This window comes from Delftia sp. HK171 (genome assembly GCF_001886655.1).
In the GTDB taxonomy this organism is placed as follows: Bacteria; Pseudomonadota; Gammaproteobacteria; order Burkholderiales; family Burkholderiaceae_C; genus Comamonas; species Comamonas acidovorans.
This window is the reverse complement of record NZ_CP018101.1, coordinates 3,683,770-3,709,948: the sequence shown is the minus strand read 5'-3', so window position 1 is coordinate 3,709,948 and position 26,179 is coordinate 3,683,770. Positions and strand designations below refer to the sequence as shown.

Sequence of the window (26,179 nt, the reverse complement as noted above, 5' to 3'; positions counted from 1 at the left end):
CAGCTTGGCGGGGAACTCGACCCGAACGCGCGAGCGGTCAACCTCGTAGTCCTCAGCAAAGTCCGGCTCCAGGTTCTCACCGGCCAGGGCCGCGTCCAGGGACAGCGCGAGGGCCGTGGGCCGCGTGCTGGGTGGCGGCAGCTTCATGCGCTCTCCCCGTATCGCGGATCGTTCTCGCGCGCCGGCGCATCCACGAAGTGCAGCTCGAAGTGGCCCACGTTGCCGCCGCCGTTCGGCCCCTTGCCCGCGTCCTTGTCGTTCATGCCGAAGGCCTGGCGCTCCATGTCCAACACGACGCGCAGGCTCTCGGCCAGCACCTTCATGGTCTTGGAGCGCTCCGGCAGGCTGATGACCTTCTGGTAGAGGTCGTTCAGCTTGTCCAGGCCGTTGTCGTCCGGCGAGCGCAGCATCTCGCCCAGCTCCTGCAGTTAGGCCACCGTGTCCGCGTCCGCCATCTGCTCCAGCTCATCCAGAAGCGCATTGGTGATCTTGCGCGCCCGTTGGATGTCCCGCCTGTGCGCCAGCCGGATCGTGGCCACAGCCTGCGCATTCGCGTCCACCACCTCACGTTCGGACGCACTGCGTTCCGCGCGTACTTCGCTGCGTACCGCCTCCTTGCGTACCAGCTGCTCAGCCTTGTCTTGGATGCGCTCCGACAGGTCCCGGCTCCAGTCGTCCCGCTTGGCCCGCTTGCGGATCGCCCCCTCGCTGATCCCCTGCTCTGCTGCTATCTGCCTCAGGCTCTTGATGCCGGCCCTGTAGTCCAACTCAATGCGCTCCCACTGCGGGGCCTGCTTGTGTTCCTTGCTCATCCCCCCGACGCTGGCAGGCTTGGGACGACAGCGGCATCGGAACCGCGTCTACTTCAAACGGCTACCAAATCTCAGTTATGGACACAAAAGACACAAATTTCTACAATTCGCACCGCATTCGGCCATCGAGCACGTGTTCGGTATACAGCGCTACAGGGAGCGAGCCGTTGCTAAAAAAGGGAACCAACATGTCATCCGGGAATTTCCGCACATGGGTACTGGGCAGCGCCTTTGCCCTTGTCGCCTATGCAGGCTCTGCCAGCGCACAATCGCTAAACGTAACCGCATCCAAGACCGACGTCTCGTGCAATGGGGGCTCCAACGGCACCGCCACGGTCACCAACGTTCAGAATGGCACGCTACCCTACTACTACTCTTGGGCACCTGCTGGTGGTACAGGTGCTACCGCCACGGGGCTCACGGCAGCCACATACACAGTCACGGTGACTGACAACAACCTGTTGCAGGGAACAGCAACTGTGACAGTTGATCAGCCTGCAGCTGTGGTATCGGGCACAAAGTCGCAGGTCAATCCAGTCGGAAGCAGCAACAACGGTTCCGCAACGGTTGTCGCCTCCGGCGGCAACGGTGGCTACACCTACTCATGGTCCCCTTCTGGTGGCACGGCCGCTACTGCGACTGGGCTCGGTGCCGGATCGTATACGGTTTACGTCACAGATCACGTCGGTTGCTCAACCCAATTGAACTACACGCTGACTGCCTCCGCGCCCTCAGTGCAATCGGTGGCCGTTCCAGCCAATGGAACCTATATCGTAGGTCAGAACCTGCAGTTCACTGTGCGGTACAACGCTCCCGTCACGGTCACAGCCGGCGGCCCGCCTTCCATTCCGCTGACTGTTGGCTCAACGGCCCGGCAAGCGAACTTCGTCGGTGGCAGCGGCACCTCCAACCTGCTCTTCATGTATACCGTGCAGCAGGGTGATGCGGATGCCGATGGAGTGACATTGGGCTCGTCCATTAATCTCAATGGGAGCACGATGAGGAGCGGAGGCATTGACGCTGTCCTAAGTCTGGCAAACGTAGACGCCACGGCAGGCGTGTTGGTGGATGGCCGGCAAGCCCAGATCATCACGTTCGCGAACCCTGGTACCCAGACATTCGGCACAACGCCGACACTGCCCGCCACTGCCAGTTCCAGCCTAGCCGTGGCCTTCACGGCGACTACCAATGCAGTGTGCACAATCACCTCGGGCGGGGCGCTGACTTTTGTGAGCCCAGGCTCTTGCACTGTCGATGCAAACCAAGGCGGCGACGGAACCTACCTGCCAGCACCTCAGGTGTCTCAAATCTTCACGGTGAACGCGGCAGCGCCTGGTGCTCCCACCATAGGCAATGTCACAGCAGGGGACGGCCAAGCTACGGTTACCTTCACTGCTCCGGCGTCCAACGGTGGCAACCCCATCACTGGCTACACCGTGACAGCGACTCCCGTGGCCGCTCCCGGTGCACCTGGCATCACTACACAAACCGGCGCGGGTTCGCCCATCATCGTGACGGGATTGACCAACGGCTTCACCTACGACTTCAGCGTCGTGGCGACAAACGATACCCCTGGCGCAGCCTCTGCCAACGCACAAGCCACTCCACGCAAGCTGGAAGTGGTGAGCGCGCCCGGCAGCGTGCCAGGCATGGCAGGCACACCAACGGCCACGATGTCCGGTGGCGGAGCCACCTGCACGCTGCAACCTGGCGGCGGCTTTGGCCCGGCGGCATCCACTCCACCGAACCTGCAAGCGCCCAATGGCCAATTCGCCTTCAGCGCCGCAAACTGCACGGGATCTGTGACGATGACCCTCACCTACCCCAGCCCGCTGCCTCAAGGCGTGCAGTTCCGTAAGCCCGATGGAGCCGGCGGATGGTTCGACCCGATGAACCCTGCCACCTCGCTGAATGTGATCGTCAACGGCGCGCGCACCACGGTGACCTATACCATCACCGACAACGGCCCAGGCGACACCAACCCTGCCGTGGGCGCCATCAGCGATCCTCTCGTGCCCGTGCTGGCAGCAGCAGGCCCCGGCGGTACAGCAGCCATTCCCACGCTCAGCGAGTGGGGCGTGATCCTGATGTCGGCCCTGCTGGCGATGTTCGGCCTGCGCCGCATGCGCCGCCGCAACTGATAGAGCAACGCGCACAACAAGGCCCGCCACTGCGGGCCTTGTTCATGATGTCGATAGTTTTGGCATGTCCTGCTCCGCTACCAGTCGATACCGCATCACAGGCTTGCGCGCCGGCAGCTCAGTGAGCCGACTTTCCACCTGGCCCTCCCGCACCAGGTACAGCAGTGCCCAATCGATCTCCCCTTTGCTGCGGCCCAGGGCCAGGACCAGCTCGGAATGGAAAAAACAGCGCCCGGGGGCCTGGCGTAGAAACCGCAGCAGCACGTCGGTGCCACTGCCCGGGCGGATGACGCCCGCAGGGCGCGGGTTGTTGTGCCGCGCCCCCTCCTCGTGCCAGCCCTCCAGCTGGCCAGCCATCCAGTCCATGCAGCTCAAGTAGTCACACCTTCGCGCTGTATGTCTGGGCCATTCCCTGATCGCGTAGCCATTGCGAGGCCTCAGCGCTCGCCGCGCGCACTAGGTCGTGGCGGCCAACCCCTTCGCACCGGGCAATCAAAGCCAGCAGGAACTGGTTTCCCTTCGCCTTCTTTGCGGCTTCCCGCAACTCCTCCACCAATCCACGCAGGTCGTGAAGCTCCAGACGCAGCTCGGCGCGGCGCTCCTCCAGCACTGCGCGGGCACCGCGGGGGCAATTGATACCGTCCGACAGGTAGGCGCGTTTGGATGCAGCTAGGTCGAGCTCAACCTGCAGCAGCTCGCGGCGCAGGGCGTTGTATCGGGCAATCGTGGTCATGTTCTCCCCCGGTCTCAGAAAAAAATAGGTGTTGCATTCAGAAGGCCCAGCGCCCACAGCACAGCGGCGCGGTCGCGGGCATCGATGTTCGGGGCGTAGGCCAGCGCGCGCCATGCCAGGACCTGGCGCAGATGCGCGGCCATGAACGCGGCCTCCTTGCGCGCGGCCGGTGCAGGCCCCTGGTCCAGCCAGGAATGGCACGCGGCGCAGCCCCAGGCGCTGTAGTGGTCGTCGGCCTTCCTGCGCTCGCCCTTCCCATGGATGGACAGATTGCTGTGGCAGCAGACGACCGTCGTGGTGTCGTTGGTGCAGATCCCCGGTACCAGCAGCAGGCACTGCTGGCCCTTGGCCAGGGCACGCAGGCGCGGGTTGCGCTGGGCCACGGTCTTCGGCGCGGGCACGACCTGGTGCTGGTCGATGAGCGCCACAGTGGCAGCGCGCGGCCGGGCCTCGACCATGGCGCGGGCCTCCAGGCGCTGCTCTCGCGCCAGCTCGTGGGCGGCATGGGACGCAGGAGCGGCCCGCCGGCGGAACCCTGCCCCGCCGGACTTGAAGGCAGTGCGGCGCATCAGGGGCACACTCCGCCAATCACCTCGCCGGTGTCCGGGTGGGTCTGCTCCCGCTCCCACTCCTCAAAGGTCGCCGGGAACTCCACGTTCAGCTCGTTGATGGCGTGGGCCATCACGCGGTCGATCAGGTCGCCGTACTCGCGCACGCCCAGGCTCTCCGTGCTGATGCGCTCCTGCGTGGTGGTCGTGGCGCCGCTGATCGGGTCATGGTGCGTCACCGCACGGCTGCCCAGGTACTCGGCGCGGAAGTGCTCCTTCCAGGTGGCTTTCGAGTGCCGGCGGCCGTCGATGACCACCTGGCGCGCGATCTCGGCCAGCACGAAGTCGTGATAGAAGGTCCACGTTTCGGCAACTCCTACACACTGAACCTTGATCAGCCCGATCGCTGATCTCGCAGTTCATGGAACATCCGACAACAAGGACTCTCCGTCAGTACAGAAATATGGAGTAGGTCCTTCAATCCTCAGATTTTCAGGCCCGCAGCCTCATGGCTCGCGGGCCGTTTTCATTTCCGGAGGCCCACATGAATGCACGACTCCCTTCTATCTGCTGGGCCTATGTGGCCGATACCGTTTCAACGTTGCCCAGCTTTCACGCAATGTGAACTGGGCAACCTCCTGAATGCTGTATCCCTTCTCGAACAGCCTGCTCGTCGCCTCATGGCGCAAGTCGTGGAAGTGCAGATCCTCGATACCAAGGACATGGCAGGCACGCGTGAATGCGGCTCCGACTGATCTGTTGTTGTAGGGAAAGACGAATTCCACGCCCTCTTCCCTCGACTGGCTTTTGATGATGTCGGCTGCCGCATTGAGCACTCGAAAGCATCGCCGGTTACCCTTCTTCATGCGGGGGTGCTTCACGTCATCCAGCCACGCTACCCCCTTCTCAAAATCCACATCGACCCAACGCAGACGGCATATCTCTTCCTGGCGCCGCGCCGTGAGCAGCGCAAACTGCATGATGTCGCGCATGGGGATAGACGCCCGGCCGTCGCGGCTGGCGAAGTGCTCCAGCAGCTTGGACTCTTCTTCCGGCAGCAGCCGGTGCGAGCGCTGAGCCGGCTTGGCGATCACCCACGTGCGCAGCAGTTCGGACTTGGCGCGGTGCAGCACATGCAGCGGCGCATCGATGCCGCGCGCGGCCGAAGCATGCAGGAAGACCTGGCGCAGCCACACCATGTCATTGAGCACGGTGGAGGGGCCGGCCTCGTCTTCCGTGCGCCGCTTCTTGGCGTAGCCCATCAGATCCTGCACCGTGAGCTTGGTGGTCTGTAGGTCGGCCCGACCAGAGGCCTGCAGGCGCGCGATGTCGGCCTTTTTGCTACGGCCCCACTCAGTCACGTTTTCGGCCGCACTGACATAATCCCGCAGTGGCTCCCACACTGAAATTTTCTTGTGCACAGCCTGGCAGGAAGCGCGCTCCTGGTCCATTTCGTACTCGCGCCTGCGCAGCCACTCGTTGGCCAGCACTTTCCGACGGTAGGTCTGGCTTTCGCGGTGGACGAACGTGCCGTTCTCCATCAGCCGGATCTGTGCGGTGCAGGCAAGCGAGCAAGCAAGCCGTGTGCGCGCTTGCGTGAAGTGATGCTCCCATCTGTTTTGCTACAGGTGAAGGATGTAGCAAAGCCAGCGAGAAAATCAGCAAAAACGGGGTTGAATGGCGAAGAATCCGGCAACGACGCCAGAGCAAAAAATCCAATCAGATCAATGACAAACGTAGAAAATCAAGCACCTGCCAGCATGTGGCGCATGTCCGTTGCGCCCATGATGGACTGGATTGATTTTTGAAAAAATACATTACCTGACAGTAACTTAGAGCACCCCTCCAGCCTTTCTGTAGCAACTATGCTGCACGCTGAGGCTGATCAGGCTCCACGAGCGCCCCTCGGACTACTTGCGCCTTACCAGTGAAAAGCAGGGGAGTCCTTGATGTATAGGCACCCGATCAAAGCCCCCTATGGCCAAATTAAGCGAATTAGGCAACCACTCACTCAGCCAATCTCATAAGAAACGATCTGTGAGAATTTAAAGAAATCGGAACTTTCTGAAGCATCGTGATGCATCATATTTCCAGCTATGAAGTTGAGAAATATCTTTACAGAATACAAGAAACTCTTCCAGTAAATAAATTTAATCTAAGGATTCTGCATTTTTTTAAGTATTTCTAGGAAATCATATTCCCACAACTTTTCTTAAGCCAAAGAAAGTTATATCTCGATAATCAGGAAGCACTGGGACCACTTCAGGATTTATACCACTTTCGGCCGCAAGATCAATGCCAATCTTAAGCGATTCTATTGCGTCATCTAGTCTCATCATAGACGCGCCAGTTGATTCTGCCGAATTCTTGTGAGCGTTAAAATAACTACGAGCTCTTCCATCCAATGAAGGCAATGCCAAGCCTAATAATGCCACAGACATTTGTGCATTACTAAACTTAACATTTCCATAGAGCAGAAAAAGCTCTCCAAATGCATATCCAAGATTCGACAATCGGCGTTGCGCATCCTCTCTAGTAGGCCACCCGCGTTCACATTGATCACTTAACGAATACCCCTCCAATATGACGCTCGCGCTTTGGTTTCCCAATAAACCTTCTGTAATACCCCATTCAAGAGCAAATGCACGACTTAGGTGTACAAATTCCGATTTCTCGCGAAAAACTAGTGCACCCTCATCAGCACGATCAGCATTTCTATATAAACTACCAAGATGAGATCTTACATACTGATTATCCTCGTGAACAAGAACCGTCTTCGCAACCTCAATAGCCAAATGTGGATTTTTCGGCAGTATAGTCTCAGATACTGAAAATCTCCAAGCCCTAGAATTTGGGAGATCACGCCCCAGTTGCATTGCGCCTGAAACCAGCTTGATCAACAAACTTTGCGTATCAATCGCTTGCTGATCAGCGGCCGTTAGTATAAGGGCCTCCGCAATTCTTCGATGTCGAGTGTAAACTTGCCCTGATCGCGTAGTCGCAGCCGCCTCGCGGCCCAATGGAACCAGAACATCTCTATATAGATTATCTCGATTTATTCCAAGTGCGGACGCCAGCACAGGACGCGACAGAAAATCCAACCCCTCTGCATGCATTACCGCAATAAGAAGAAGAGCATCGCAAAGAGTGTTTTTTTCAGAAATCCTATGTTGTGACAATCGATCAAGCAGATGCGTAGCATGTAGACGAAGATCGGAGCCCATCCGCGCAGTTAGAAGTGCTCCAAATAGCGCCCCCTCCGCCATGGTCGCTTCTTTTTTTGCATATTCTTCCAACTTACTGGCTCTCTTTGACTTATCAACTTCAGCCAATCGACCAAGTCCTGCTTCGCCGAAAGCGCCCCAACTCTCGACTATTAGATCTGCATCTAGGCTTGTTAAGCCTTCGACACGATTCTCACAAAAATGATACGCGGACGGCCAAATCTGGTTTTGTGCGCCAAACATTCTCCAGTCTGATTCGCGGCTAGCCATCAGTACGAAGACTTTACCAAACATGATGGCCGGGAGTTTTTCTAGAAGCCGACTAACTAGAGCCGCCGCATTCGCTGCATCGTCTACAAGTAATAACCATTTATATGAAGTACTTAAGCATGCGATAATTTCCTCAGCTTCCGTGATAACCCCCTCATTACGTCGATGAAGGATTCTCCAATCTGTTCCACTAGCAATCTGCTGCGCCGCCTGCAACAATACAGTTGATTTCCCCTCGCATCCAGATCCAAGAAGCAATGATATAAATGGCTTCTCAGCTTGACGAAATTGATCTGTCTGAAGAACTATAGTATCCACAATTTCTCGAGAACCAATTGACGTCGAGGAAACAATTGCCCAATCAGGAGCTCCTCCTTCAAAATATTTAACGGCATCTTCTTGAAGCAATGGTTTGCGATACTTCTGCAAATCCACAGAAGCATTCACTATCGACCAACCTCTCGGCGGATGAATTTCCTTTATTGGGGAAGTATAGTCAACTTTTTTTTGCGCGGGCATCGGCACAGGCAAATCGAAGGACCACCAATGACCTGTTTCATCAAGTCGATTACGATAAAGTGCATCACTTGCAATATTCCACTGCTGTAGATTGGAGTTCCAAGTCCACGGCTGCAACAGTACTTTGGCAGAACCAAGATCCGCACGCCCCCAAAGTAGACCATTCTTCCAACGCTCACCCTCTCTCGCTTGGAAGGCAGCTCCCGCTTGGATTGCCAGGAATCCCCCACTTGAATTATCCGCTTGAGCCCATGACTCATGCAAATGTCCATGCAAATATATAGCATGGAACTTACCCAGAAGAGATTTCAAGGGCTTTTGCTCGTGTTGAACAATCCAGTCCATCGGATGATGACCAAGTACCAGCCTAATCTCTGCATCGGCGATCCTCTCCAAAGCTCTTTCGACTAATGGTTTTCCCGGTGAAAGCCTCTCTTTGTCGTTTTCATCCTTGCAAAGCCATGCGGTGTTTATCCCAGCCACGCCTACGTTTCTTCCTCGAATCGTATGAGTGACAGCAAAAGCGCCATCTTCCGAAAACCAGTGACCGCGTCCCGCAGACATGTCATTATTTACATAGGGAGAAAATCTTGGAAACAATTGATCCGTTCGGGTTTTCGCTCCTTGACCATCTGCATCAAAAAATCTACTCTGTGCATCAGTAATTAATTTTGGGTCAAAAAAATTCAAAACCTCTCGCTGGAGATCATGATTCCCCGGAACGGCGAAAGTACGATCAGCTATACCATTACCAATTCGCTGCTGAAGTGGATCGACAAACTTTAGCCAAAAATCTTCATATTGGAATTGCTTTCCTGATTGAACGAGATCACCAGTCAAGAAAAGAAAATCCGGAATAACCCCCCCCTCTAAACGTTCTTCGACGTGGCGTATTATATAATCAAACATTTTTCCAGTAGCGAAATCGTCTTTCCCGGTATGGAAATCTGACAGATGCAACCAATTTACATAATGATTATTATCCACATCAGAAAGAATTTTCACCATCCACTCCTATTTTGACAATTAATTTCCTGATCAGAAGAGGCTTCATCTCAAACACCTGACCATTAAAACCGAATGTATCATATAGTAACCCATTCTGGTATTTTTTAAGCTCGCGTTTTCACCCACAGAGGTCTACTATCGTGACCGACTCACAACTAGTAGACCACAGTCCTCGTCATCGTTGCCGGGATTGGCCAAGCGAATCATCAACCGCTTCGTTCAACTGACGCATTGACAGCCCAATCTCCAGGTTCAAGGCCTTCACCAGCTCCCGCTTGTTCGGCTCATCACTCGCCTGAATGCGGCGCCGCGCCTTCACTAGGTTGGATATGTGCTTGTCCATCAGGCCGGCAGCACCGTCCAACTGGGCCAGCGGCACATCCAGCAGCACCGCATCTACATCCTCCCCTCGATCCACCCGCCCCTTGGCCTCGGCCATGCTGACGTTGATGCGCTTCAGGTTCTCGTAGTAGCCAGCGCTCTGCCCGTTCACGCCGCGTGAGTTGCCATAGACCCGGCCGATCAGGACGAGCTGGTGCGCGGCCAACTCCTCTTCCGTCCAGGCCGCAGTCGCAATGCTGGCGACCTTAGACGCCTCTCGGCCCACGCCCCCAGTGATCTGTCCGAGCAGATACTCGATAGATAGCCTCGGGTGTGGGGCTGAAGGCACCTGGCCGCCATTCGTTGCCGCCGGAAGCCGCGTTCGCAAGGCGGGCCGCCGCCCTGTAGGGCCAGGCCGTCGCGTCCTTCGCTCGGGCGTCACCCGGTGTGGGGTTCTTCGAGTCGCGGTCTTCCCGGTAGATCTCCCGGCCCGTCCAGTCCTTGTTATCGATCAACGCCAGAGCTGGTTCGAACCAGGTGGGCGACAGCATTTGCTTCAAGTTGGAAGATCCGCCCAGCGGTTTGTAGGCATCGAGGGCCAGCACTGCCATGTCCAGGACGTGACCCATTCGGCTCTTGGTCGGGTCGTCGTGCACGGCCATTTCCACAATGGTGCGCCCGATGTTGGGGAAGACGTGGAACCCCAGCGGCAGGGGGATGGCCACATAGTCCTGGCGGCCCAGCGGAATGATGATGGACCGCTCTTTCACAAAGTCCGGGATCTTCTTCCACTCGTCGTCGGCGCCATCACCGCCCCCCATCATCAGATAACCGGCCATGGCCGACACCATGCCCAGGGCCACCCCTCCCATCATGATCCTGCGCCCGGCCGGGCCGGCCAGCGTCTCCAGCATTCGCTTGTTGCCCTGAATCGCTGCGTTCGGGAAAGCGAAGTGCGCGCCGGCCACGGGCATGTTCCGGCCCTTGCGGTTGAAGTTCACCGTGATGTTCTTGGCGATGCTCGCGGCCTCCTGCCTGCTGATACCCTGGTCCAGCGCCGCCTTGTAGACACCGAGGCGCGTTGTCCCCTCCAGGGTTTCATTGAAGTCCGACAGCCAGGCCAGCAGCGCGCGGCCGCTGCCAACCACCTTGCCCTCGCCCACCTGGTCCAGCGCCCTGTGCAGTGCCTTGGCGCGGTCCTTGGTATCGGCGTGCAGGTCACGGTAGCCGGTGGTGGCGCCGTCCAGCTGCAGCTGCTCCCACAACTTGGCCCATTCGCTTGTGCCGGCGTCCTCCTCCCCGCGCTCGCGGCGCAGATCCTTGTAGATGGTGCGGGTGTTGCTCCGGATGTTGCGGAACACCTCGGCTTGTTTGCCCGCCAGCGGCGTGGTGGACAGCTGCAGCATGGCGCCCTGCAGGTCGCGTGCCAGGTTCATGACGCCGAACACCGGGTTGTACTGGGTGTTCACGGACGCGAACCAGCGCGTAATCCAGGCCGCGCCCCGAGTGAACCTGTCCAGCTCCATGGCGTCCATGTTCTTCATGGCTATGGCCAGACGCACGGCCTTCTCGTTGCGCTCGTTGAACACGATGTACTGGTCTTTGCCGCCGATCCGCACCGACACGACATTGGCGCGCAGCTTGGCCGCATGGTCCACCATCGTGCGCACCAGGCCCGGGGTCCAGCGCCTTTTTCTTGGGCAACTCCAGGCTCCACAGATCTTTGTCCGGGTTCTGGGCGGCCAGCAGGTACAAGCGCTTGACCACGTTGTTCTTTTCGCCGCGCGTCAGCGCCGCCTCCCGCTGCATGACGATGTGGCTCAGGATGTTGGTCACGCGCTCGTTCGAGCCCGTGCGCTTCTTGGCCGCATCACCCTTGGTGCTGAATCCCTGGCCGATAGGGTGAGCCTTGCTTTCCGGGTGGGCTTCGTCGCGGTGCAGGGGTACGTAGTGCTGGTAGGTCTTGCGCCAGGCCGCCAGCGTGGCCTGGTCCATGAGTCCGTAGTTCTCCAGGGTCTGCAGCGTGCCCTCGTTCATCCGATCCACGCGCGCAGCCAGCTCGTCCAGCACCTGGTGCTGGTCCAGGCTGTAGCCGGCCATCACTGCCGCCGCCTCGGCATCGCTCATGCCCGACAGGGACAGGCGTTCCTCCTCGGTGCCAGCGAAGGCCTCCGCGCCGTCCCAGCGGTCCTGATCGATGAGGGCCAGGCCCAGCGCCTTCTGCACCGGGCCGGTGGCCATGCCCCGGGCCTGGGCGCGCTGCAGCTGGTTGCGCAGGTCGTCCACTGCCTTCTTTGCGGCGTCACGCTGCTGCTGCAGTTGCTGTGCGCCAGGGTTGCGCTCGGCCATCACGCGGTCGGCCTCGGGCGCGTGGCGGGCGTGCAGGAAGCGCTCCAGCTCCTCGATGGACACGCCCGTGGCGTTCAGGCGCCGCAGCAGCGGCTGCACTTCGTCGCGCAGGAAGTTGGCCGTGCGCTTTGCCACGCGCTTGTGGTACAGCTCCTCGCCCCGGTAGGCGCCATTTGTCTCGCTGACGGTGCCGTTCAGAGCCCGGATGGTGGCTTGAATGCGCTTGAGGTCGATGAACTTGTCCTGCCAGGCGTAGAGGAAGTCATCGACGGAGCGGTAGCCGGTGAGGTCGGCCACCTTGTCCTGCAGGCGGCCGAGCAAGCCCTTGGAAGGTGCCAGTGCGGCATGACGGAGGTCCTTTTCCGCTGCTCCAGCATCGGCAAGCTGATGACCGCGCCCGTGAGCATCGATCCCGCACTGATCACGCCCGAGGTCGAAGCCATCCAGGCGAAGAAGAAGCGCACGGACGAAGAGAAGGCCGTGCTGGAACGGCTCAAGCTGGGCACGCTCAGCGAGACCGCCAAGACCTATATCCGGGAGCTGGTGCGACAGGAACTGTGGGGCATGGACTTCGAGGTGTCCGGCAAATACACGGACAAGGGCCTTGCCGTCGAAGCCGAAGGCCTGGCCCTGCTGAACCGCGTGCGCGGGCTGACCTTGGCCAAGAACACCGAGCGGCGCACCGACGGACAGATCACGGGTGAAGCCGACACCGTGGACCTGGTGCGCCGCTGCGGCCACGACCTGAAATGCTCGTGGAGCCTGCAAACCTTCCCCGCATTCGTGCGTGACTGCCAGGACTCGCTCTACGAGTGGCAGATGCGCGGCTACATGCGCCTGTGGGACGTGAACCGCTGGGAGGTCAACTACGCCATGGTCAACACGCCCGAGGAACTGCTGGGCCAGTACGAGCCGCAGCAGCTTCACCTGGTCGAGCACATCCCCGAGCACATGCGCCTGACCACCTGGGCCATCGAGCGCGACCGTGCGCTGGAGGCGCAGATGGACGTGAAGCTGGAACTGGCTCGGGCCTACTATGCGCAGTGCATTGCGGAATTCACGGCCACGCACCCGGAGCCAGCGCCTGCCGCCCGCGACGAGGCACCGCCGCAGCCTGAGCTGATCGGCTTCGACCTGGCCACGCAGCCTGATCTGCATGTCGAGGTCGAAATGGCGCCCATCCCTGCGCTGCACCCGGCACCACCGGCCACAACCCAGCCTGCAGCGCTGGACCAGCTGCAGTTGCAGGAACTGGTGGCCAGCGGCCAGACGTTGAAGCTGGGCCAGATTAACGCGCGCTTGGGCATTTTCGAGATCAGCGCCACGACCGCCAACGCGGTGGGCGTTCATACCGTCAAGGACCGGGGCGCCGTGCACATGCCTGCCACCAGCTTCGCGGCGTTCTGCGATGGCCTGATCGCCCATATCGCCGACGTGCGCGATAGCTTCCAAGCTCAGCCATGAGCCTTCGCAGCGTTTTCCTTGGCCTCGCGGGCAGAGCCTGCTGGCCGGCAGCACTGGCTTTGCCGGTGCATTTATCCTGGCTGCCGCAATTGCGGCATGACCAGAACTTTTAATCCATGGCCCTACCAAAAGAAGGGCCCCACTTTTCGAAACCCTACTGGAGAAAAAACAATGAGTGAATACAAGACCCTGCTGCAGCAAAAGGCCGAGCTGGATGCACGCATCGCTGAAGTGATGAAGACGGAGAAGGCAGGGGCGGTGGCAGAGGTACGCGCCCTGATTCAGCAATACCAGTTGACCGAGCAGGACGTGTTCCCTGCCAGCCGCACCAAGGCGAAGGGCTCGGTGGGCGAGCCCAAGTTCCGGGACCCTGAGACCGGCGCGAGCTGGACCGGCCGGGGCAAGCCGCCGAACTGGATCAAGGACAAAGATCGCGCGGAATTTCTTATCCCGGAAAAAGCAGGCGCCTAAACGTCAAACTCGCTCAACCTACAGCGAATGCGATCTTGAGTAACGCTGTCCTCAGGATTATCGACTTCGATAACCAACAGGTGATAGGGAAATTCGATCCCGACAGGTGATGAAACTGGAGGAGCAACCGCCGGTGCCTCAAATATGGGCACTCCAATTGCTTCTCCGGGTTTTGCAAGCACCACCATGCTCGCGTGCCAGACATGCATAGCCTGTAGCTCAGGTTCGCGTATCCGAAGGTCCATGATGAGATCTCCAAAAAAGCTTGGCTGAATCACCACCGGCCCCCAGGCATTTAATCCTGGGGGCCGGCGAACTACGGAATCAGTACATCAAGCGAAGGATTACTTATGTTCCTTGCCAGTTGTTCCTTGTTGACCGGAGGCTGAACCGGAACCACCGCTCTTGTCGCTGCCGCGTTGAGCGTCGCGCTCTGTGCGCCACTTGTTGAACTCGTCAGAGAACTTTTTGTAGCGATCGTTTCGCCAGTTGCGGTAATCCTCATCCAAGGCATCAACTTGATCCTGACGCCACTGATGATAGTCAGGGTCGAACGGTTCACTTGTCCGGCCCTGACGTACATATTGCTGGTCAGAATTGCCGTAATTGCTTCCAACCGCTCCACGATCCCAGCCTTGAGTATCTCGGCCAAAATCACTGCGTTCATGGCCGCCCCATCCGCCTTGCTGCGAATGGCGCGAGTAGCCTTGATCTTGTCGAGAACGACCATAGCCTTGGTCGCCGTATCCGCTGCCGCCCCCGTATCCGAACTCCCGACCACCAGGCGCTGGCCCGTATCCGCCGCCGTAGCCACCTTGCTGCTCGCCTTGGTACCCCTGATAGGCGGACTGCTGCCCGCCAGGGTAGCCCCTTTCGGGGTATCCACCGCCTTGCTGACTACCTGAGTAGCCGCTGCGATTTCCTTCCCACTGGCCCTCATTGCGCCACTGGTCCTGCCCGCGTCCTGCGTAGGAGCGGCGGCTTTCGTCAAACTGATCGCGTCGGCCGTTTCCGTCGCCAGAGTCCTGCTGCTGTTGACGGTTCTGACCTTGTCGGCCGTGGTCTTCATGCTGTGCCATTGCTGGTTCCTTTCATGAGCTTTGACTTCAGGCTCGGAAATTCAAGCCTGCCAACTCTCTGGGCAATCAGCATTCCTAGCCAACATCCAAGAAATATAACCTCACATTTCTTTAACCGCGAAACATTTGCCCCCGCATCCCTTTCTATTCGTGCTTTGAAACTCAGGACCACACAGCGCGCATGGGACACATGTCCTTACACGTCAAGCAACGAAATCTGGGGAGCCAGTCCTGCTGCTAACTTCAACGAAGCGATACCGTGGATCTGCTCCCAATTCTTTTTATAGGAATCAAGGCAGCCGGCACGAAGACCAGCATCCCCGCCTGCCAACTTGTCGAGTGCATCCCCAGAGATGGTGCCGCTGTAACGCCCATCTTCTACTCAGAAGTTAAACGATACCTGCCGGAGATCCATTTTGTATTCGGCATCAGGGTCGCACCGGTCCATCTCTGCTCCTTTTTTGTAGAGCCCTAATTTCACCATAAGCCTCCGACCACGGAGGCAATCCCGAAGCCGCCCGGCCCTGCCGCGAGCGGCTTTTTTTGGCCCAAATTTCAAGGAGCCGCATGCTCACCCCTCAATTTCTCCTGCCCCTCGCTGCCAAGCTGGTGATCGACCTGTTTGCCGGTGGCGGCGGCGCATCGACCGGCATTGAGCAGGCCATCGGCCGGCCCGTCGATGTCGCCATCAACCACGACGCCGATGCCATCGGCATGCACGAGGTCAACCACCCGCAGACCAGGCACTACCGTTCCGACATCCGCGAAGTGGATCCTCTGGCCGTGACACGCGGCGAGGTGGTGGGCCTCCTCCACGCATCGCCCGACTGCACGCATCACAGCCAGGCCCTTGGTGGCCAGCCCCGCAACGGGGAAATCCGGTCGCTCGCGTGGATCGTCATCCGCTGGGCCGGCAAGACCCAGCCCGATGTCATCACGCTGGAGAACGTCGAGCAGATGATGCAGTGGTCCCCGCTGATTGCGAAGCGCGATCCCGCCACGGGCCGCGTCATCACGCTGGATCGCATCACGGACCCCGCCACGGGAAAAGCCACCTTCCGCGTAGCCGAACCCGGCGAGGTGTTGCCGCGCGGCAATCAGTTCCTGGTGCCGGACCCCAAGCACAAGGGCCGCAACTGGCGCCACTTCATCCATGCCCTGCGCGACTTGGGCTACAAGGTCGAATGGCGGGTGATCTGCAACGCCACCCTAGGCTCCCGCAGCACCCGCACGCGGCTGTACCTGATCGCCCGCCGCGACGGCCTACCCATCGTGTGGCCAGCGCAGACGCACTGGAAGAATCCGAAGGCGGGCCAGAAGCCATTCCGCCAGGCAGCCGAGTGCATCGACTGGAGCATCCCCGGGCAAAGCATCTTCGGGCGCAAGAAGGAACTGGCGCCGGCCACCATGCGGCGGATCGCGCATGGCCTGGACAAGTTTGTGCTGAACAGCCCCCAGCCGTTCATCGTCAACATGGCCCACGGCGGGAAGATCGAAATGCTCGACCGTCCCATGAGCACCATCGCCACGGAAAAAGGCGGCTGCCGTGCCCTGGTGTCGCCCACCCTGATCCAGATGGGATACGGCGAAGCCAAGGGCCAGGCACCGCGCATGCTCGACTTGTCCCAACCTCTGGGCACTGCCGTGGCCGGCGGCATCAAGCACGCCGTCAGCTCGGCATACCTAGTGCAGGCCGGGCACGGCGAGGGCAAGAGCGCTGGAGCCACGGTGCCAACGACATCAAAGGTCCTTTGGGCACCGTGACGGCCAGCGGCGGCGGGCAGAGCCTGGCATCCGCGTTCATGGTCCAGGCCAACGGCGGGTTCAACAGCACGCCGACCCGCGACCTGCGCGACCCTGTATCGACTGTGACCACCAGCGGCAGCCAGCAGCAGCTGATCGCCGCGCACCTGTGCACACTGCGCCGAAACAGCGTGGGCCGCGACATGCGCGAGCCCGTGCCCACCGTCACGGCCGGGGCCGAGCACCATGCCCTGATCCAGTACCACCTGTCGCCCGATCAGGAGGCCGGCGCCCTGCGCTGCGCCGCCTTCCTGATGCGCTACCACGCCAGCGGCGGCCAGTGGGCGGATCTGCGCGACCCCATGACCACGATCACCACGCGCGACCGCCTGGCGCTCGTGACTGTCTGGCTCAAGGGCGAGCCCTGGGTGATCGTGGACATCACGCTGCGCATGCTGGTGCCGCGTGAGCTCTACAACGCCCAGGACTTCCCCCCTGGCTACGTCATCGACCGGACCGCCTCCGGCAAGCCCCTGACGAAAACCGCCCAGGTGCGGATGGTGGGCAATTCCGTGAGCCCCGTGCCCATGCGGCTCATCGTGGCCGCCAACTATTCAGAGGCCTCGTCCAGCGCAATGCGACGCGCGGCCTGATGCCTGCCCCAAACCCGGCCCGCCCAGTGCGGGCCGCTTCGTTTCTGCATTCACATGTCCAAGACCACACCCCAGAAGCCCTACACCCCTCCCAGCAACTGCTACCAAGGCACGGTGCTGATACCGCATCCAGGCCTACCGGCTTCCCGCTTCTATGCATTCACGCTGCCCAGCCGCGTAGGTGGGCATCTGTACTACCCGGAACCCGCGCGCCGCGTCGAACCTTTCCCTGCCTGATCTGGAGCCTCTGATGACGATGATCAACACACCTATGGTGCTGCTGGCACAGCAGTGCGGCGGCACCTTCCACACGCTAGGGCCGACACGTGCCATCGGCGGTATGTGCTTCACCTTCGAGCAGTTGGATACGCTGGCCGAACGACTGCGTTCCACCGATGCCTCCACCAAGTCCCCCCTACAAAGCGAGGCTCTTCGACAGCCCGGTGCCAGACACAGGAACGACGAGACGCAATGAACACCTTTTTTGCACTCATGGCCGAGTACGGGACCGCTCATATTCCAGTGGAGAAATGCGCTGACCTCTTTGGCATGTCACCTAGAAAGGCTTGCGAGGCAGCCTGCCGTCAAAAGCTCCCGGTGCCAGCTTTCCGAGTTGGCTCACAAAAAAGCCCCTGGCTAGTTGATGCTCAGAAATTGGCAATTCACTTGGATAAACTAAAAATTCAAGCAGATGAAGAATGGCAGCGCCTTCATCAGTAAGATTAATTTACCTCTATTTCAGATAATTTTATATCCAGCAATTCTAACCCGCACATCAACTCTTCTATTAATTTCAATTCATCCCTTGGATCAATCAAGTTCACAGCAGACTTACTATTGTGAGCAATATCACCTCGACCTTTTCCAAAATTATCAAGATTTGTCACCCAGGTTGGATCCAATTCACTCATCTGTATGCCCGTCGGAATAATTAGCATAGCAAGATTATTTTCTCTCACACCATGATTATCACTGACACGTTTGAGATACTGCTTCATTGCCAAGCCTATCACATCATTCACCGAGGCCTTCTTTGCCCTAGATTTAGCGATAGTCAATATCTCTTCATCTGAAACATCCCCAGATCCACTCCAACCTGAATGATAGGACGCCAAGAAGGAGATCATGGTTTTATGCCATTTCCCTTCCCTCCAGTTCTTAACAGCAGCAGTAATAACGGACCGAGAAATATCTTCAATGTAAGACTCTATCTCGGCATGCACCAACAATCGATAGCCTCTCGCCATATCAAGTTGTTGATCAGAGTATTCCCCGGTTGGAGAGAAACACGTGGGCAGCATATTAACTCGCAGCTCTTCCACCCGAGACTTAAGGTTTACAAACCTCTCAGACACAGCCATATAAATCTCACACACTACGATTTTTTGGCAAATTTGGCACTGGTATAGAGGTCCCTAAAATTTCATTAATCTTTGCATTCCAAGTTGATATTCTCATATCTGTCGCCCATATAGTTTTTGTAGTATTTTCCAATGAATTACGAAATCCAACATTATGGGCACATAGATCTTTGAATGCCTCCTCCACATCCAACTCTCGGCCGACAACCGCCCTTCTAACTTCCGCATGGCTCATTGACAAGACCATCACATCAAAAACAGAACGATTAAATCTATTTTCATACCCCAAGAATTCCACTTTCTATAGCTATTATCTCCAAATATTGATTTTATGATAATATGCGCCAAATCCAGGGACTCAATCTGCTCCTCTAGCACACTCTTCCAACCCATCCAATTAGCATTCAATTCTCCACAAGTGCTATCCAGAAAATCCTTCAAAGAGCCCGTATACTTCAATATAAAATTATTAAATGCTATAAACCTAAGCATTAGCTCAGCATCACGCATTCTAAAATCAGGCCTATCAATCTTAAGGATTTCCCGAAGACTCTTATTTACCGAAGACTTTTCATCTAGAAATGTAACAAATGGGCCAGGGTGCAAGGCTTGACGCAACTCTTGGGGAGACAGCGAAACGCTACCTGTGTTAAGCCTTAAGAAAATATGATACAAATAGTCTTCATTGGGCCAATTTTTAATCACCACGGTACGAATTGGCTGATTCTCAAAAGCAGAGACGTCATCAAACCTCTGAGCATCCTCTCGAAGTGAATCCAACGTAGCACCCTTAAGATCACGCCTTATATCCAAATCCGTCAATTGCAACTGGTTGTATACTTGATCATCGGCATGTGCAGCAAACTGCCTAATACTCAAAAGACGCTGTTTGCCATCCAGCACAATATAAGCACCCCGGCGATCCCGTGACTCGGCAAGAACGACCTGAGGCACTGGCAATCCCAAAATAAGAGACTCAATAAATTTACTTTTACGATCCTTTCCCCAAGCATCTCGCCTCTGAAAACTAGGATTAAGCTGAATATTGCCTTTATTTATCTGCGTAATAATTGTCTCTGCAGTCCAATCATTACCACTCAAAACAGCAGTAGCGAAAACCTTCTCATCAAGCAAAGATATGTCTTCATCAGACTCAATCTGAGACTCATCCTCATTGAAATTAATTGATTGCTGAATCACCATTGAACTCCTCAAATTTAACCAACACCATTCGCCCTTTATTTTTCAGGAACCAGCTCCGGACACAGATGTGTATAACGCTTTAATGTAGCTCAGCTCTCATGCAACGTGAACTGGGCAACCTCCTGAATGCTGTATCCCTTCTCGAAAAGCCTGCTCGTCGCCTCATGGCGCAAGTCGTGGAAGTGAAGATCCTCGATGCCAAGGACATGGCAAGCACGCGTGAATGCCGCTCCGACTGATCTGTTGTTGTATGGGAAGACGAATTCCGCCCTCTCTTCCCTAGACTGACTTTTGATGATGTCGGCTGCCGCATTGAGCACCCGAAAGCACCGCCGGTTGCCCTTCTTCATGCGGGGGTGCTTCGCGTCATCCAGCCACGCCACCCCCTTCTCAAAATCCACATCGTCACAATGCAGACGGCACATCTCTTCCTGGCGCCGCGCCGCGAGCAGCGCGAACTGCATGATGTCGCGCATGAGGATCGACGCCCGGCCGTCGCGGCTGGCGAAGTGCTCCAGCAGCCTGGCCTCTTCCTCGGGCAGCAGCCGGCGCGAGCGCTGAGCCGGCTTGGCGATCACACGCGTTCGCAGCAGCCCGGACTTGGCGCGGTCCAGCACCTGCAGCGGCGCATCGACGACGCGCGCGGCCGAAGCATGCAGGAAGACCTGGCGCAGCCACACCATGTCATTGAGCGCGGTGGCGGGGCCGGCCTCGTCTTCCGTGCGCCGCTTCTTGGGTAGCCCATCAGATCCTGCACCGTGAGCTTGGTGGCCTGTAGGTCGGCCCGACCAGAGGCCTGCAGGCGAGCGATGTCAGCCTTTTTGCTACGGCCCCACTCAGTCACGTATTCGGCCGCACTGACATAATCCCGCAGTGGCTCCCCCACTGAAATTTTCTTGTGCACAGCCTGGCAGGAAGCGCGCTCCTGGTCCATTTCGTACTCGCGCCTGCGCAGCCACTCGTTGGCCAGCACTTTCCGACGGTAGGTCTGGCTTTCGCGGTGGACGAACATGCCGTTCTCCATCATCCGGATCTGTGCGGTGCAGGCAAGCGAGCAAGCAAGCCGTGCGCGCGCTTGCGTGAAGTGATGCTCCCATCTGTTTTGCTACAGATGAAGGATGTAGCAAAGCCAGCGAGAAAATCAGCAAAAACGGGGTTGAATGGCGAAGAATCCGGCAACGACGCCAGAGCAAAAAACCCAATCAGATCAATGACAAACGTAGAAAATCAAGCACCAGCCAACATGTGGCGCATGTCGGTTGCGCCCATGATGGACTGGACCGACAAACACTGCCGCTACCTGCACCGGCTTCTGAGCCGCCACACCTTGCTCTACACAGAGATGGTGACGACGGGCGCGTTGCTGCACGGTGATGTGCCGCGGCATCTGCGGTTCGAGGCCGAGGAGCATCCGGTGGCGCTGCAGCTCGGTGGCAGCGAGCCTTCCGATCTGGCGCAGGCTGCGCGGCTGGGGGCGCAGTGGGGGTATGACGAGATCAACCTCAATTGCGGCTGCCCCAGCGAGCGCGTGCAGCGCGGCGCATTTGGCGCCTGCCTGATGAATGAGGCCCCGCTGGTGGCCGATTGCGTGAAGGCGATGGTAGATGTGGTGGATGTGCCCGTCACGGTGAAGCACCGCATCGGCATTGACAAGGACGAGAGCTACGAATTCGTGCGCGATTTCGTTGGCACTGTGGCGGATGCGGGCTGCCGCGTATTCATCGTGCATGCCCGCAATGCCTGGCTCAAGGGCCTGTCGCCCAAGGAAAACCGCGAGATCCCGCCGCTGCGCTACGAGATCGTGGCCCGGCTCAAGCAGGATTTTCCGGAACTAACCATTGCCATCAACGGCGGCATCAAGGCCGATGCCACGGTGCAGGAACTGCTGCAGCAGGTCGATGGCGTGATGGTGGGCCGCGAGGCCTATCACAACCCCTGGTGGCTGGCCTCGTGGGATGCGCTGTACTACGACGATGCGAGCGTGGAGCACACGCGCGAGTCCATCGAGGAGCAGATGGTGGCGTATATGGAGCGCGAGGCGCGCACGCATGGCACGCACTGGTACTCCATCGCACGGCATATGTTGGGGTTGCGCAACGGGCTGGCGGGGGCGCGCCGCTGGCGCCAGGTGTGGAGCAATCACCAGCTCAAGCAATTGCCGCCTTCAGAGGTGATGCGGCTTGCGCGCACCAAACCGGCCGAGGCGGCGCTTGCCGCCTAGCGCGGGGGACTGCATTGCAGGATGGCCAGGGCTGAGGCGGCCGCTCGCCCAGGCCTATCGGTAAAAACTATCACTTACGCGACAGCATCAAAGGGGTTTTACTACCAATTTTCTTAGCTTGCTGCTGATATATTGCACTGCAACATATCCAAACAACCCCTTGTATCCATGCTCTATCAGCTCTACGAAATCCAGCGCGCCATGGTCGAGCCCTTTGCCGATTTCGCGCAAGCTGCAGCCAAGCTCTACAGCAACCCCCACTCGTTGCTGAGCCAAGGTCCGATGTCCCAGCGCATGGCCGCCGGGTTTGATCTGTTCTACCGCCTTGGCAAGGATTACGAGAAGCCCGAATTCAACCTGCACAGTGTGGATGTGGGCGGCGTTGACGTGACCATCCGCGAGCGCGTCGAAGTGGACAAGCCGTTTTGCGAGCTGCGCCGCTTCAAGCGCTTCTCCGACGACACCGATACGCTGCAGACCATGCTGAGCCAGCCCGTGGTGCTGATCGTGGCGCCGCTGTCGGGCCACTACGCCACGCTGCTGCGCGATACGGTGCAAAGCATGCTGGGCGGCCACAAGGTCTACATCACCGACTGGAAGAACGCCCGCCTGGTGCCCCTGGCCGATGGCGAGTTCCACCTCGACGACTACGTGAACTATGTGCAGGAGTTCATCCGCTACCTGCAAGGCAAATACGGCCAGTGCCACGTGGTCAGCGTGTGCCAGCCCACGGTGCCGGTGCTGGCTGCCGTGTCGCTGATGGCCAGCCGTGGCGAGACGCCCCCGCTGTCCATGACCATGATGGGCGGCCCCATCGACGCGCGCCGCTCGCCGACCTCGGTGAACAACCTGGCGCAGAACCGCAGCTTCGAGTGGTTCGAGAACAACGTGATCTACCGCGTGCCCGAAGGCTATCCGGGCGTAGGCCGCCGCGTGTACCCGGGCTTCCTGCAGTACTCGGGCTTCGTGGCGATGAATCCGGACCGCCACGCCAATAGCCACTACGACTATTTCAAGGACCTGATCAAGGGTGACGACGCCAGCGCCGAGCATCACCGCAAGTTCTATGACGAGTACAACGCCGTGCTCGACATGGATGCCGACTACTACCTCGAGACCATCGCCACGGTGTTCCAGGACTACAAGCTGGTCCATGGCACCTGGGAAGTGCGTTCGCCCGAAGGCCAGGCCGAGCTGGTGCGCCCGCAGGACATCAAGGGCAGTGCCCTGCTGACCGTCGAAGGCGAGCTCGACGACATCTCCGGCTCGGGCCAGACGCGCGCAGCGCACGATCTGTGCACGGGCATCGCGGCCGATCAGCGCAAGCACCTTGAAGTGCCGGGCGCCGGCCACTACGGGATTTTCAGCGGCAGGCGCTGGAGAGAGATCGTCTACCCCCAGGTGCGTGAGTTCATCAGTGCCCACCAGCCCGAAAGCGCCACGGCCGCCAGCGCGGCAGGTCACACCAGCAGCCTGAGCGATGACGCGCCCTCGGCCACCGAGCAGCCGCGCAAGCGCGGTGCCAAGGTGCAGGCAGGCTGAGCACCGAGCAAGCCCGGCACGCCATGTCCGCCTTCGCAATCCTTGCCCGCGACGATCTGGCAGCACGCATAGACGCGGCGCTGCCGCAGACGCAGTGCACGCGTTGCGGCTACCCCGACTGCGCCAGCTATGCCCAGGCCGTGGCCTCGGGCGAGGCCGGCATCAACCAGTGCCCCCCCGGGGGCGCTGCGGGAGTGGAGAGGCTGGCTGCACTGACGGGCCGGCCCGTTGTCCCACTGAGCGCCGAGCATGGCACGGAAGCCCCGCGCACCGTGGCCGTGATCGACGAGGCCTGGTGCATCGGTTGCACCCTGTGCATCAAGGCCTGCCCCACGGATGCCATCCTGGGCGCCAACAAGTTCATGCATACGGTGATTGCCGCCCACTGCACGGGCTGCGAACTCTGCATTCCCGTGTGTCCGGTCGATTGCATCGAACTGCACAATGCCAGCGGCCCGGCCACAGGCTGGTCTGCCTGGAGCCCCCAGCAGGCCGAACATGCGCGACAGCGCTATGTGCTGCGCCGAGAGCGTGAACAGGAGCGCGAGCGCCTGGGTGCCGCCCGGGCGCAGATGCCTCTTGCATTGGGTGAGCAGGAAATGGCCGACGACGCCAGCCCTTCCACGCCCTGCCCGGCGCCCCCGCTGGCGACCGAAAGCAAGCAAGCCACCATCGCAGCCATCCTGGCCCGCGCACGCGCGCAGCGTGCGGGTGGCGCCTCAACGCCCAACGGGCATTGAGAGTGGATGTGGGCGGGCAGCGAGACCCGCCTACGCCCGCCAGTACAGGCCTATGGATGCCCATCGATGGTCATAGACCGCCATAGGCACCCACGCAGGCCGTGGCAGGCCTACGCAGCCAGCGCCAGGCTCTTGTAGACCCCGCAACCCCAGTACAGCCCGCCATGCTTGCAGACGAAGGACATCTTGGTCTGTACCTGTTGCGTGGCAGGGTTTCTGAAGTCGTACTCCACCCAGCCTGGGCCGCGCTCGGCCTGGGCAATGATGTCGGCCAGCAGCTGCTCACCCCGCACGCCTGGCAGCTCCTGCACGCGCACGCCCACACGCGCAGGGTTGCCGCCGAAGGCGCGGTAGCTGCCGTCGGCAGCGAGGGCGAACACGTACATATCGCGGTCATGAAAGGGCTGGCCGGGGTCATTCACGGCGGCCAGCAGTGCCTCGGTGGCCACGCCGCGCCGCGCCAAGCCCAGGGCCGACTCGACCAGGGCCACGGCTTCCTCCGCCGTGCCCTGCTGCAGCCGAAAGCGCGACACCGCCCCTGACAGCATCTGGGCGCGCTGCTGCAGCGCGCGTGCCTGGTCCAGCGCGTGGCCCACCATCTGCGCGTTGTGCTGGGTGATCTCGTCGATCTGGTGCACGGCGCGGCTGATCTCGGCCAGGCCCGTGCTCTGGCTGCCGGTCGATTGCGAGAGCTCGCCCATGTGCTCGGCCACCTGGCGGATGCCTTCGGTCACGCGCTCCATGCCACGCCCGGCCGTGCGGATCAACTCGGTGCTGTGCTCCACCTGGGTCAGCGCATCGCCAATCAGGTGGCGAATCTCGCGCGCCGCCTCCGCCGAGCGGCCGGCCAGAGAGCGCACCTCGCTGGCCACCACGGCAAAGCCCCGGCCTTGCTCGCCAGCCCGTGCGGCCTCCACGGCGGCATTGAGCGCGAGGATATTGGTCTGGAAAGCAATGCCGTCGATCACGCCGATGATCTCCCGCATGCGCCCGGCGCTGTTTTCAATGGTCTCCACCGACTCCACGGCCCGGCCCATGGCCACCACGCCTTCATCGGCGGCGCCGCGCACGGCGCTGGCCTGGTGGTGGACCACGCCCACCACATCGGCGTTGTGCTGCACGGCGCTGCTCAACTGCTCCACGCTGACCACGGTCTGGGCCAGGTTGGTGGCCTGCAGCTCGGTGCGATCGGACAGCGCCTGGTGCTCGTTCACCAATTGCTGCCCGGCCTGCGCCACCAGCGCCGCATTGCTGCGCACATCGGCCACCATGCCCGACAGCGAGGTGACCATGCCTCCCAGCAGCGCCTTGGGCGTCTGGACAGCACCATCGCCCTCCTGCGAGGCGGCCGCCTCCACGGTCACGCGCTGGCTCAGGTCGCCCTGGGCGATGCCCTGCATGGCCTGCTGCAGCAATTCGCGCTCGCCGATCACCCGCGACCAAAGCCTGTGCATGCCGCCCAGCAGCAGCCCGGCCCACAGCAGCAAGGCACCCCAAACCCAGGGCCCCAAGCCCGCCAAACCGGCCACCAACGCCAGCGGCGGCCCCGCCAATGCCCACACGGCGCATACAAGGAAGCCGACCCCGGGGCCGGATGTATGCTTACGATGCCTGTTTCCCACTTTTTCCATGCCAGCGCCTGCCTGCATAGCTGATTGCCTCTCTAGTCATTGGTATCTGGAATTCACCGTTCACGAAGCCCCGCCACACGAGATGGCATGGCCCCAGTCGAGACCATGCCAGAATAGGTAACAGAATGCAAAAAAGCCAGCGTGCA

Annotated in this window: 25 protein-coding genes and 1 pseudogene; 10 read left to right on the top strand and 16 right to left on the bottom strand. The window is 59.5% G+C overall.

What is annotated here, in order from left to right; genetic code table 11:
• Positions 1-143: 143 nt before the first annotated feature.
• Both BO996_RS29740 and BO996_RS29735 read right to left on the bottom strand, forming a co-directional pair.
• On the bottom strand, positions 144-410 hold the full coding sequence (locus BO996_RS29740; RefSeq protein WP_232240342.1) for a hypothetical protein: 267 nt from the start codon (positions 408-410) through the stop codon (positions 144-146).
• Positions 411-428: 18 nt separating this feature from the next.
• The gene (locus BO996_RS29735) at positions 429-812 is read right to left on the bottom strand and encodes a hypothetical protein (RefSeq protein ID WP_232240341.1); all 384 of its coding nucleotides are present in this window, start codon (positions 810-812) and stop codon (positions 429-431) included.
• 188 nt (positions 813-1,000) lie between these two features.
• Between BO996_RS29735 and BO996_RS28810 the strand changes: the two genes are divergently transcribed.
• Positions 1,001-2,953 (top strand): IPTL-CTERM sorting domain-containing protein, encoded by a 1,953-nt coding sequence (locus BO996_RS28810; protein ID WP_198041239.1) that lies wholly within the window; start codon positions 1,001-1,003, stop codon positions 2,951-2,953.
• A 42-nt stretch (positions 2,954-2,995) separates the two neighbouring features.
• Here BO996_RS28810 and BO996_RS16695 read toward each other — a convergent pair whose 3' ends face one another.
• The 5 genes from BO996_RS16695 to BO996_RS16675 all read right to left on the bottom strand — a co-directional run bounded on the left by BO996_RS16695 (position 2,996) and on the right by BO996_RS16675 (position 5,775).
• Entirely contained in the window at positions 2,996-3,319 is a 324-nt protein-coding gene (locus tag BO996_RS16695) for a hypothetical protein (protein WP_071955753.1), read from the bottom strand.
• 13 nt (positions 3,320-3,332) lie between these two features.
• On the bottom strand, positions 3,333-3,686 hold the full coding sequence (locus BO996_RS16690) for a hypothetical protein (RefSeq protein ID WP_071955751.1): 354 nt from the start codon (positions 3,684-3,686) through the stop codon (positions 3,333-3,335).
• A gap of 14 nt (positions 3,687-3,700) precedes the next feature.
• Positions 3,701-4,255 (bottom strand): nuclease domain-containing protein, encoded by a 555-nt coding sequence (locus BO996_RS16685; RefSeq protein WP_071955749.1) that lies wholly within the window; start codon positions 4,253-4,255, stop codon positions 3,701-3,703.
• Positions 4,255-4,575, bottom strand: coding sequence for a recombination protein NinB (locus BO996_RS16680; RefSeq protein ID WP_232240340.1), 321 nt, complete (start codon positions 4,573-4,575; stop codon positions 4,255-4,257). The genes BO996_RS16685 and BO996_RS16680 overlap by 1 nt, the downstream gene beginning before the upstream one ends.
• 222 nt (positions 4,576-4,797) lie before the next feature.
• Positions 4,798-5,775, bottom strand: a complete 978-nt coding sequence (locus BO996_RS16675; RefSeq protein WP_083571168.1) for a site-specific integrase — start codon at positions 5,773-5,775, stop codon at positions 4,798-4,800.
• On the opposite strand from BO996_RS16675, the gene BO996_RS29145 reads away from it, so the two are divergent.
• A complete protein-coding gene (locus tag BO996_RS29145; RefSeq protein ID WP_156897972.1) occupies positions 5,752-6,042 on the top strand; it encodes a hypothetical protein in 291 nt (96 codons plus the stop codon). The two genes, BO996_RS16675 and BO996_RS29145, sit on opposite strands and share 24 nt — an antisense overlap.
• A gap of 384 nt (positions 6,043-6,426) precedes the next feature.
• Here the strand turns inward: BO996_RS29145 and BO996_RS28805 are convergent, their stop codons facing one another.
• From BO996_RS28805 to BO996_RS29720, 4 genes are all read right to left on the bottom strand, one after another.
• Positions 6,427-9,252, bottom strand: coding sequence for a metallophosphoesterase family protein (locus BO996_RS28805; protein ID WP_198041238.1), 2,826 nt, complete (start codon positions 9,250-9,252; stop codon positions 6,427-6,429).
• A gap of 178 nt (positions 9,253-9,430) precedes the next feature.
• Positions 9,431-9,802, bottom strand: coding sequence for a hypothetical protein (locus BO996_RS29730; RefSeq protein ID WP_232240339.1), 372 nt, complete (start codon positions 9,800-9,802; stop codon positions 9,431-9,433).
• A 40-nt stretch (positions 9,803-9,842) separates the two neighbouring features.
• A complete protein-coding gene (locus BO996_RS29725; protein ID WP_232240546.1) occupies positions 9,843-10,397 on the bottom strand; it encodes an LPD38 domain-containing protein in 555 nt (184 codons plus the stop codon).
• A 397-nt stretch (positions 10,398-10,794) separates the two neighbouring features.
• Positions 10,795-12,246 carry a hypothetical protein gene (locus BO996_RS29720; RefSeq protein WP_232240338.1) on the bottom strand — a complete coding sequence of 484 codons (1,452 nt, stop codon included), beginning with the start codon at positions 12,244-12,246 and terminating at the stop codon, positions 10,795-10,797.
• A gap of 24 nt (positions 12,247-12,270) precedes the next feature.
• On the opposite strand from BO996_RS29720, the gene BO996_RS16660 reads away from it, so the two are divergent.
• Positions 12,271-13,389 carry a hypothetical protein gene (locus BO996_RS16660; protein ID WP_071957134.1) on the top strand — a complete coding sequence of 373 codons (1,119 nt, stop codon included), beginning with the start codon at positions 12,271-12,273 and terminating at the stop codon, positions 13,387-13,389.
• A 171-nt stretch (positions 13,390-13,560) separates the two neighbouring features.
• Positions 13,561-13,860, top strand: coding sequence for an H-NS histone family protein (locus BO996_RS16655; protein WP_071955745.1), 300 nt, complete (start codon positions 13,561-13,563; stop codon positions 13,858-13,860).
• A 316-nt stretch (positions 13,861-14,176) separates the two neighbouring features.
• On the opposite strand, the gene BO996_RS16650 is transcribed toward BO996_RS16655, so the two are convergent.
• Positions 14,177-14,929, bottom strand: coding sequence for a hypothetical protein (locus BO996_RS16650; RefSeq protein ID WP_071955743.1), 753 nt, complete (start codon positions 14,927-14,929; stop codon positions 14,177-14,179).
• 577 nt (positions 14,930-15,506) lie between these two features.
• Between BO996_RS16650 and BO996_RS16645 the strand changes: the two are divergent.
• From BO996_RS16645 to BO996_RS16630, 3 genes and pseudogenes are all read left to right on the top strand, one after another.
• Positions 15,507-17,335, top strand: a pseudogene (locus tag BO996_RS16645) (DNA cytosine methyltransferase).
• A 250-nt stretch (positions 17,336-17,585) separates the two neighbouring features.
• Entirely contained in the window at positions 17,586-17,810 is a 225-nt protein-coding gene (locus BO996_RS16635) for a hypothetical protein (protein WP_071955739.1), read from the top strand.
• Positions 17,807-18,055, top strand: coding sequence for a pyocin activator PrtN family protein (locus BO996_RS16630; protein WP_071955737.1), 249 nt, complete (start codon positions 17,807-17,809; stop codon positions 18,053-18,055). The genes BO996_RS16635 and BO996_RS16630 overlap by 4 nt, the downstream gene beginning before the upstream one ends.
• A gap of 2 nt (positions 18,056-18,057) precedes the next feature.
• On the opposite strand, the gene BO996_RS16625 is transcribed toward BO996_RS16630, so the two are convergent.
• The 3 genes from BO996_RS16625 to BO996_RS28800 all read right to left on the bottom strand — a co-directional run bounded on the left by BO996_RS16625 (position 18,058) and on the right by BO996_RS28800 (position 20,582).
• Positions 18,058-18,696: a HEPN domain-containing protein gene (locus BO996_RS16625; RefSeq protein ID WP_071955735.1), complete on the bottom strand. Its 639-nt coding sequence runs from the start codon at positions 18,694-18,696 to the stop codon at positions 18,058-18,060.
• 246 nt (positions 18,697-18,942) lie between these two features.
• A complete protein-coding gene (locus BO996_RS16620) occupies positions 18,943-19,899 on the bottom strand; it encodes a DUF262 domain-containing protein (RefSeq protein WP_198041237.1) in 957 nt (318 codons plus the stop codon).
• An 89-nt stretch (positions 19,900-19,988) separates the two neighbouring features.
• Positions 19,989-20,582 carry a tyrosine-type recombinase/integrase gene (locus BO996_RS28800; RefSeq protein ID WP_083571167.1) on the bottom strand — a complete coding sequence of 198 codons (594 nt, stop codon included), beginning with the start codon at positions 20,580-20,582 and terminating at the stop codon, positions 19,989-19,991.
• 560 nt (positions 20,583-21,142) lie between these two features.
• Here BO996_RS28800 and dusA point away from each other — a divergent pair.
• The 3 genes from dusA (at position 21,143) to rsxB (ending at position 24,402) form a co-directional block, all read left to right on the top strand.
• On the top strand, positions 21,143-22,120 hold the full coding sequence (gene dusA / locus BO996_RS16610; RefSeq protein WP_232240545.1) for a tRNA dihydrouridine(20/20a) synthase DusA: 978 nt from the start codon (positions 21,143-21,145) through the stop codon (positions 22,118-22,120).
• A gap of 168 nt (positions 22,121-22,288) precedes the next feature.
• Positions 22,289-23,662 carry a polyhydroxyalkanoate depolymerase gene (locus BO996_RS16605; protein WP_034393218.1) on the top strand — a complete coding sequence of 458 codons (1,374 nt, stop codon included), beginning with the start codon at positions 22,289-22,291 and terminating at the stop codon, positions 23,660-23,662.
• Between the two features lie 23 nt (positions 23,663-23,685).
• Positions 23,686-24,402, top strand: coding sequence for an electron transport complex subunit RsxB (gene rsxB, locus BO996_RS16600; protein WP_071955731.1), 717 nt, complete (start codon positions 23,686-23,688; stop codon positions 24,400-24,402).
• Between the two features lie 110 nt (positions 24,403-24,512).
• Here the strand turns inward: rsxB and BO996_RS16595 are convergent, their stop codons facing one another.
• The gene (locus BO996_RS16595; RefSeq protein WP_071955729.1) at positions 24,513-26,051 is read right to left on the bottom strand and encodes a methyl-accepting chemotaxis protein; all 1,539 of its coding nucleotides are present in this window, start codon (positions 26,049-26,051) and stop codon (positions 24,513-24,515) included.
• Between the last annotated feature and the right edge of the window lie 128 nt (positions 26,052-26,179).

What these genes read in the sequence shown, in the direction of transcription:
- BO996_RS29740 (WP_232240342.1), bottom strand. Translation starts at nt 410, where the DNA reads ATGCTGCGCTCGCCGGACGACAACGGCCTGGACAAGCTGAACGACCTC.
- BO996_RS29735 (WP_232240341.1), bottom strand. Translation starts at nt 812, where the DNA reads ATGAGCAAGGAACACAAGCAGGCCCCGCAGTGGGAGCGCATTGAGTTG.
- BO996_RS28810 (WP_198041239.1), top strand. Translation starts at nt 1,001, where the DNA reads ATGTCATCCGGGAATTTCCGCACATGGGTACTGGGCAGCGCCTTTGCC.
- BO996_RS16695 (WP_071955753.1), bottom strand. Translation starts at nt 3,319, where the DNA reads ATGGACTGGATGGCTGGCCAGCTGGAGGGCTGGCACGAGGAGGGGGCG.
- BO996_RS16690 (WP_071955751.1), bottom strand. Translation starts at nt 3,686, where the DNA reads ATGACCACGATTGCCCGATACAACGCCCTGCGCCGCGAGCTGCTGCAG.
- BO996_RS16685 (WP_071955749.1), bottom strand. Translation starts at nt 4,255, where the DNA reads ATGCGCCGCACTGCCTTCAAGTCCGGCGGGGCAGGGTTCCGCCGGCGG.
- BO996_RS16675 (WP_083571168.1), bottom strand. Translation starts at nt 5,775, where the DNA reads ATGGAGAACGGCACGTTCGTCCACCGCGAAAGCCAGACCTACCGTCGG.
- BO996_RS29725 (WP_232240546.1), bottom strand. Translation starts at nt 10,397, where the DNA reads ATGGGGGGCGGTGATGGCGCCGACGACGAGTGGAAGAAGATCCCGGAC.
- BO996_RS16660 (WP_071957134.1), top strand. Translation starts at nt 12,271, where the DNA reads ATGACGGAGGTCCTTTTCCGCTGCTCCAGCATCGGCAAGCTGATGACC.
- BO996_RS16655 (WP_071955745.1), top strand. Translation starts at nt 13,561, where the DNA reads ATGAGTGAATACAAGACCCTGCTGCAGCAAAAGGCCGAGCTGGATGCA.
- BO996_RS16650 (WP_071955743.1), bottom strand. Translation starts at nt 14,929, where the DNA reads ATGAAGACCACGGCCGACAAGGTCAGAACCGTCAACAGCAGCAGGACT.
- BO996_RS16635 (WP_071955739.1), top strand. Translation starts at nt 17,586, where the DNA reads ATGACGATGATCAACACACCTATGGTGCTGCTGGCACAGCAGTGCGGC.
- BO996_RS16630 (WP_071955737.1), top strand. Translation starts at nt 17,807, where the DNA reads ATGAACACCTTTTTTGCACTCATGGCCGAGTACGGGACCGCTCATATT.
- BO996_RS16625 (WP_071955735.1), bottom strand. Translation starts at nt 18,696, where the DNA reads ATGGCTGTGTCTGAGAGGTTTGTAAACCTTAAGTCTCGGGTGGAAGAG.
- BO996_RS16620 (WP_198041237.1), bottom strand. Translation starts at nt 19,899, where the DNA reads ATGGTGATTCAGCAATCAATTAATTTCAATGAGGATGAGTCTCAGATT.
- BO996_RS28800 (WP_083571167.1), bottom strand. Translation starts at nt 20,582, where the DNA reads ATGGTGTGGCTGCGCCAGGTCTTCCTGCATGCTTCGGCCGCGCGCGTC.
- dusA (WP_232240545.1), top strand. Translation starts at nt 21,143, where the DNA reads ATGTGGCGCATGTCGGTTGCGCCCATGATGGACTGGACCGACAAACAC.
- BO996_RS16605 (WP_034393218.1), top strand. Translation starts at nt 22,289, where the DNA reads ATGCTCTATCAGCTCTACGAAATCCAGCGCGCCATGGTCGAGCCCTTT.
- rsxB (WP_071955731.1), top strand. Translation starts at nt 23,686, where the DNA reads ATGTCCGCCTTCGCAATCCTTGCCCGCGACGATCTGGCAGCACGCATA.
- BO996_RS16595 (WP_071955729.1), bottom strand. Translation starts at nt 26,051, where the DNA reads ATGCAGGCAGGCGCTGGCATGGAAAAAGTGGGAAACAGGCATCGTAAG.